The organism is Corallococcus exercitus (assembly GCF_003611585.1).
Classification (GTDB): domain Bacteria; phylum Myxococcota; class Myxococcia; order Myxococcales; family Myxococcaceae; genus Corallococcus; species Corallococcus exercitus.
Window position 1 is genome coordinate 24,054 of record NZ_RAVW01000059.1, and the last position, 7,391, is coordinate 31,444.

3 protein-coding genes are annotated in these 7,391 nt (G+C 71.6%); 1 reads left to right on the plus strand and 2 read right to left on the minus strand.

The features are described from left to right. Window positions 1-9 precede the first annotated feature (9 nt). Entirely contained in the window at window positions 10-2,181 is a 2,172-nt protein-coding gene (locus tag D7W79_RS10435; RefSeq protein WP_120525207.1) for a bifunctional alpha,alpha-trehalose-phosphate synthase (UDP-forming)/trehalose-phosphatase, read from the plus strand. Window positions 2,182-2,202: 21 nt separating this feature from the next. Here the strand turns inward: D7W79_RS10435 and D7W79_RS10440 are convergent, their stop codons facing one another. After that, window positions 2,203-4,503: a hypothetical protein gene (locus D7W79_RS10440; RefSeq protein WP_208729686.1), complete on the minus strand. Its 2,301-nt coding sequence runs from the start codon at window positions 4,501-4,503 to the stop codon at window positions 2,203-2,205. An 84-nt stretch (window positions 4,504-4,587) separates the two neighbouring features. Next, window positions 4,588-7,391, minus strand: a 2,804-nt coding sequence (locus D7W79_RS10445; RefSeq protein WP_120525208.1) for a DUF3857 domain-containing protein, incomplete at its 5' end; no start/stop codon positions are given.

The window sequence follows — 7,391 nt, forward strand, 5'->3', positions numbered from 1 at the left end:
AGTGGGTCTATGGCTCGACTCCTGCTCGTCTCGAACCGTCTTCCCGTCACCGTCAAGGCGGAGAAGGATTCCGTCTCCGTGGTGCGGAGCGCCGGGGGGCTCGCCACCGGCCTCAGCCGCCCGCATGAGCGCTCCGGAGGCCTGTGGATCGGCTGGCCCGGAGATGTCTCCCGGCTGACGGACGCCCAGCGCTCGCAGGTGGAGAAGCAGCTGTCGGACCTGCGCTGCGTGCCGCTGTACCTCTCCGCCAGCGAGGTCAGCCGCTTCTACGAGGGCTATTCCAACCGGGTGCTCTGGCCGCTGTGCCACTACATGCTGGACCGCGTCCCCCGGCAGGACCGGGACTGGGACGCGTACCGCAAGGCGAACGAGCGCTTCGCCGACCTGGCCGCGAAGCACTACCAGCCGGGCGACACCATCTGGGTGCATGACTACCAGCTCATGCTGGTGCCCGGGATGCTGCGCCAGCGCCTGCCCCAGGCGCGCATCGGCTACTTCCACCACATCCCGTTCCCGTCGTCTGAAATCTTCAGCACGCTGCCCCGGCGCGGGGAGCTGCTCAAGGGCCTGCTGGGCGCGGACCTCATCGGCTTCCACGCGGTGAGCTACGTGCGGCACTTCTCCGGCACGCTGCTCAGGCACCTGGGGCTGGACACGGACATCGACCGCGTCCTCTTCCAGGGGCGCGAGGTGCGCGTGGGCGCCTTCCCCATGGGCATCGACGCCACCGCCTTCGAGACGCTGGCGGGAGAGCCCGGGGTGCTGGACGAGGTGAAGACGCTGCAGGAGCGCTCCCGCGGCGAGCGGCTGCTCGTGGGCATCGACCGGCTGGACTACACCAAGGGCATTCCCCGGCGCCTGCTCGCGGTGCAGCGCGTGCTGGAGCGCGAACCGTCCCTGCGCGGGCGCCTGCGCTTCATCCAGGTGGCCGTCCCCAGCCGCACGCAGGTGCAGGCCTATGCCGAGTACCGCGAGACGGTGGACGAAATCGTGGGCCGCATCAACGGCCTCTACGGCACCGTGCACAGCACGCCCGTGCACTACCTCTACCGGTCGCTCAACGAGAAGCAGCTGGTGAGCCTCTACCGGGGCGCGGACGTGATGCTGGTGACGCCCGTGCGCGACGGCATGAACCTGGTGGCCAAGGAGTTCTGCGCGGCCCGCCCGGACGAGGACGGCGTGCTCGTGCTCAGCGAGTTCGCGGGCGCGGCGTCGGAGATGCGCGACGCGCTGCTGGTGAACCCCTACGACGTGGAGGGCATGGCGGACGCCATCGAGCAGGCGCTGGAGATGCCCAAGCCCGAGCGACAGGACCGCATGCGCTGCCTGCGCGCGGGCGTGAAGACGCGGGACGTGCACTGGTGGGTGGCCAGCTTCCTGGACCGGCTCCAGGGCCTGCCCTCCGTGGCGGAGAAGCCGCCGCTGCCGGACGGCATGACCGCCCTGGACAAGCTGAAGGGGCCGGGCAGGAAGGTGCTGTTCCTGGACTACGACGGCACGCTGGTGGGCTTCGCGCCCACGCCGGAGCAGGCCGCGCCGGACGCGGAGTTGATGACGCTGCTCCAGGAGCTGTCCGCCCGGCCGGACCTGTCCGTGCACATCGTGAGCGGCCGCCCGCGCGAGACGCTGGAGGCGTGGTTCGGCGAACTGCCCGTGGGGCTGCACGCGGAGCACGGCCTGTGGTCGCGCATGCGGCGGGGCCAGCCGTGGCACGCGCTGCCAGGCGTGTCCTTCGAGTGGAAGTCCCAGGTGAAGCCCGTGCTGGACGCGTTCGCGGCGCGGGTGACGGGCTCGTTCGTGGAGGAGAAGACGGCGTCGCTCGCGTGGCACTACCGCAGGGTGGACGCGGAGTTCGGCGCGCTCCAGGCGCGCGAATTGCGCCTGCTGCTCTTCGAGAAGTTCTCCCAGGAGCCCATGCACATCCTGCCCGGGGACCGGGTGGTGGAGGTGCGGCCCAAGGGCGTCAACAAGGGCCGGGTGGTGGTGGAGGTGCTGAAGCAGGAGGCGCCGGACGTGCGCGTGCTGGCCGTGGGCGACGACGTCACCGACGAGGACCTCTTCGCGGCGGTGCCCCCGGGTGGCATCACCGTGCACGCGGGCAACAAGCACACGCGCGCGGCGTACCGCGTGGAGGGGCCGCCGGAGGTGCGGCGGTTGCTCAAGGCGCTGCTCGGGAAGTAGCCGCGGGGCGCGGCGCGGGCTTCAGAGGTTGAAGCCCACGTTGCCCACGGAGATGCTGGGTCCGAAGATGAAGGACCACTTGCTGGAGGGCACCACGGTGTCGGTGCCCGGGGCTCCGTTGGTGCGCCGGGTGATATCGCCCCGGAACTCGCGGGCAATCCACGCCTGCGCGCCCACCGCCGCGCCCGGGCCGATGGGCACTCGCAAGCCCAGCCCCAGCACGGCCGCGAGCGTGGGCGGGAACTGGATGTCGCCGGACTGCGGCACCAGGCCCAATCCCATCAGACCCATCTCGATGCCCAGCAGGCGCTCCTGGCCCTCGTTGTTGAGCAGCGCCAGGCGCGACAGCACCCCGAAGTTGACGGCCAGCTGTCCCGAGGGCTGCGTCGCGCGGTAGAGGCCCGCGGGGATGGTGGCCATGGTGTAGAGGCGGAACATGCCGCCGCGCACGATGGCGGTCCACTGCGCGGACGGCAGGCCCGTGCGGTCCACCGTGGAGAGGGCGTAGCGGGATTCATCCGCGACGTGCGCCACCTGCACGAGGATGCGGTCGTACTGGCCCAGGTTGCCCTGCACGGGGATGACGCGCACGTCGCCCTTGGGGCGCAGGAACAGGCGCTGGTCCACGCTGCTCTCGCCCCGGACGGAGCCGTCCGACTTCGTCACGGTGATGCGCAGGGTGATCTCCTGGTTGCCCTCCTCCGGCGTGAGGCGCTCGCGGTGGATGATGACGCGGCAGGTGTTGCGCATGGCGTAGTCCACCCGGTGCGGGCGGCTGGGCGCGAGCTTCTCGTCGTTGCCCTCCTTGTCCGCGCAGATGAACTCCACCAGGTTCTCCACGTTGGTGGGCACGCTGGCCTCGCGCACGGCGCGCTGCACGCGCTCGCTGGTGACGAACAGGTCGGACGTGGCCAGCTCCGCCGGCAGCGTGGGCAGCCGGTAGCCGAAGCGCAGCGACACGAAGCCACCCGCGGTGGCCTCGCCCTGGATGAGCGTGACGGACTCGCGCGTCGTCACGGTGTACGCGCCGCCCAGCGGCCGCAGCACGAAGCGGCCCAGGCCGCCATTGGAGGCCACCGTCACCTCCGCCGGGCGGTTGGTGGGCACGAAGTCGATGGTGCCGTGGCCGGGCAGCTCCAGCGTCGCGCGAGGGTCGGGCACGGGCTTGGTGTCCGCCGTCTCCGACGCCACCACCGTGCCATCCACGCGCGACGTGATGGCGGTGACGGTCACCTGCGGCTCGTTGGTGCCGCTGGTGCGCAGCAGCACGTAGGTGCCGTCCTGCGCCTTCACCACGCGCTCCACGCGCACGCGCGCGCCGTTCACCGTCCACAACAGGCCGCGCGGGTCGTGCGCGCAGGCCGCGTCCAGGCGCATCACCAGCCCGGAGTCCTCCGCGTCGCGCAGCACCGTGCCCTCCACCGCGGACAGTGGACACGCGAGCACGGGGAGCGTCTCCGCGACGGACGTCTCCAGCGCGTCCCCCTTCGCGAAGAACACGCGGGGCACCAGCCGCAGGCGCAGCGTCACCGTGGGGTTCAGCCCCGGCACGTTGCGGATGGACACGGCGCCTTCCGTCACCTCGCAGCGCGCGGTGCCGCAGTCCACGGACGCGACGGCCTCCGAGTGCGTCACCGCCGCGTAGCCGGGGCCCTTGGACAGGTCCACGCCGGAGGACTGCACCAGGGGCCGCGTGAGCACGGTGCGGCCGGGGCGCAGGCGGAAGTATTCGTCGTCCAGGAAGCGCCCGTTGGCGTCGTACGTCGTCACGTCCGCGCCCCTGCGGCCGTAGGCGGGAACCCACGACAGCGTCGCGTCCGTGGGCAGGCCGGGCGTCACCGGGACGGCGCACTCGGAGGGGCCGTTGGGCTCCAGGCAGACCTCCTGGCCGTCCAGCGTCGCGGTCTTTGGATCCGCCGCGCCCCGGGGCGTCCCGGACCAGACGATGGACACGTTCTTCAGGCCGGTGCCCTTGAGCTCCAGCCGTCCGTCGTCCGGGTAGAACGTGGTGGAGGCACTGTCGATGCGAGGGAAGGGCCCGGTGGCCACCACCACCACGGTGTCGGTGGCCGTGGCGCAGGCGGCCTCGTCCGCGGCGACCTTCAGCTCCAGCGTGCGGCTGGCTTCCTCCGCGCGCGTGGGCGGCTTGAGCGTGCGGCCCTCGGGCCCCAGCACCCAGCCGCCGCGCACCGGGCCGCACAGCACGCCCTTGGGGATGACCTCCACCGCCCGCCCGCCTTCGGGAAGCTGGACGACGGGAGCGGCGGTGGCGGCCCCCGCCACCAGCAGGCAGCCAAGGACGAGCGCGCGTGCAAGGTGCATGTCTCTGCTTAAGCACGGAGGGCCGCGTCCGGGTCAAGCCCTCCGTGCGAAGCGGCGCCAGACAGGCGCCGCGACTGTCCGCGATTACCGCGAAGCCGTCTTCTGCCCCGGACCCTGGAGCAGGATGCGGCGGCCGAAGGCGCGGTCCACGCGGCCCAGGAACTCACGGAACTGGGGGTACTCGTCCGCCTTGATGCGGGCGACGGAGAGGGCCACCTCGCCGTCGGCGACGAGCGCGCCGTTCTCCACGCGGTAGCTGAGCTTCACGTGGCCGAACTTCGTCGTCTCCTCCACGGCCTGGGGCAGCTCCGTGACGGTGTAGCCGCCGGGCAGCGTGTAGCGCAGCTTGAAGGTGTTCACCCAGGGGCTCTGCATCACCAGGTCGAAGCGGCGCTCGGCGAGCGACGCGTACGCCTGCTGATACGTGCGCCCCGTGCCGAAGGGCAGGAAGCGCAGGCTGCCGCCGGGCAGCACCTCCGCGTAGCGCGGGATGCCCATGGCGAAGTCGAGCGACACGTCGTCATCCAGGCGGGTGGTGTCGCTGAGCTTCACCTCGCGCACGGTGAGGCCGGGGAAGCTCTGCGCCCACGCGCGCTCGAAGGTGGACTTGCGCGTGGACTCCGGGCGGTAGGCGCGGCGGTAGTCCGGCGCGGACTGGCCGGACACGCTGCTCTGGCCCTTCACGTCCGCGCCGCCGTCCGGACGCAGCGCCACGTCCATGGCCAGCGTCGTCTTGTTGTCGTCCGCCTTCGCCTCCGGCGTGGTGAGGAAGTTGCTCGTGCCATTGGGGTCCACCACCAGCACGTTGGCGACGCGGTCCGCGCTCGGAAGCTCCTTGGCGCCGTGGAACTCCGCGGTGCCGTCCAGGTACAGGTCGAACTTCGGCACGTACGCGATGGCGTGGTTGAAGGCCGCCAGCGACGCGGGCTCCGCGTCCAGCGAGCCCAGGTTGCGCATGCGCAGCAGCACCAGCCGGCTGTCCACGCCCGCCACCTTCAGCATGGAGTGGATGAGGCTCGCCTTGTCCTTGCAGTCACCGAAGCGGCGCGCCAGCACACGGTCCACGCGGTACGGCTTGAAGCCGTGGATGCCGAACTCCAGCGCCACGTAGCGGGTGTTGGTGACGACGAACGAGTAGATGGCGCGCACGACGGCCAGCTGGTCCTTGCGGTCCACGCCGGTGAGCACCTGGTCCACCGTGGTCTTCAGCTCCGCGTTGGGCTGGAGCTGGTCGCGCACCAGGCCCCACCAGTAGTGGCCCACCTGGTCCCACGTCTTGTACGTGGAGATGTGCAGGTTCTGGGCGACCTCCGCCCAGCCCGGCATGCCCGGCTCCGGCACCACCTTGGAGACGTGCTTCGCGCCGAAGCGGTACACGGTGCGGCCGGACTCCGGCGACTCCTGCTGCTGCTCCACGCCAGCGAGGCGGCTCTTGTTCCAGTACAGCGGCCGCTCCTTGGGCATGTCCACGACGTACTGGAAGCGCACCTTCGGGTAGACGCCCTGCACGCTCTCCACGTCGCCCCAGTAGTCCGACAAGAGGTTGTCCTGCGCGGTGTCGTCCAGGCGGTACGTGAGCTCCAGCGTGTCACCGGCGGCCAGCGACGGGAACGACAGCACGCGCGCGCGGGCGTCGTAGTACATGCCCGTCCAGGGCTCGTTGATGTTGCGGTCCGCGTCGCCGTAGCTGTCCACCACGGAGCCGTCCGGCTTCGTCACGCGGGCGCGCAGCACGCGCACCTCCTGACGGTCCGGCGAGTAGGTGATGGGGACGCTGCGGAACGCGTCCACGCCGCGCTGGTTGAACACGCGCACGGCCATCTGCTGCATGCGGCTGGACAGGCCGCTCTTCTGCACGCGCACGTAGGTGTTGTCCACGAGGTAGAGGGCGTCCTCGTTCATGTAGCCCTCGGCCTCCTTGGACAGCGGCTTCGCGTCCACGAGGTACTGGGTGCCCGCGCTCTCGGACTCGCCCTTGAGCGTGCGCAGGGCCTCCTTGAGGCCGGGGTTCTGCGGGCGCAGCTGAAGCGACCGCTCGAAGGCGGCCAGGGCGGGCTCGCGCTGACCGGCGGCGAGCAGCGCGCGGCCCTCGCGCTCGTAGACTTCCGGCTCATCCGGAGAGAGGGCCTTGGCCTCGGTGAAGAGGGCGGTGGCCTCCTCCACGGCGCCGTTGGCGGCCTTCAGCTCCGCCAGCCGCACGCGGCTGCCGTTGTCGAAGGGGTTCAGGTCGGTGAGCTTCGCGTACTCGCGCTCGGCGGCGTCCACCTTGCCCGCGTCCGCGAGCATGGAGGCCAGCTGCCGGCGCGTGTTGGTGTCGTCGTAGCGCAGCGCCAGCACCACGCGCATGCGGTCCATGGCCTCCTGGTCGCGGCCCATCTGACGGGACGCCGCGGCGGCCACGCGCACCACGCGGGGCACGCGCGGCTGCTGGCGGAAGGCCTCCTCCACCAGCGCATGCGCCCGGGCGCGCTCGCCCAGGGCTTCCGCCGCGCGGGCGAGGAGCAGGCGCGCGCCCGGCACGGCGCGGCCGTCGTCCTGCTCCAGGATGGGGGCGAGCAGCGGCTGCACGCGCTCCGGGTGGCCGCGGTCCATCTCGTGGTCCGCCAGCGCCAGGCGCGCGGGGGCGTAGGTGGGGTCCGCCTTCACGGCGGCCTCCAGGAAGCGGCGGCGCTCGTTGAGGTCGTCCGTCTGCGTGTTGGCGGCCAGGACCTGGAGACGCGCGTCGGTGGGGGCGCTCTCCGCCGCGAGCGCGGCTTCGGCGCTGGCGGTGTGCTCGCGCTCGTCATAGGCGCGGAAGAAGGCGAGCACCTGGGCGTAGTCGCCTCTCAGCTGCGCGTCGTCCGGGTTCTTCTCCACCAGCGCGCGCAGCGCGGAGGTGAGGGTGGGCA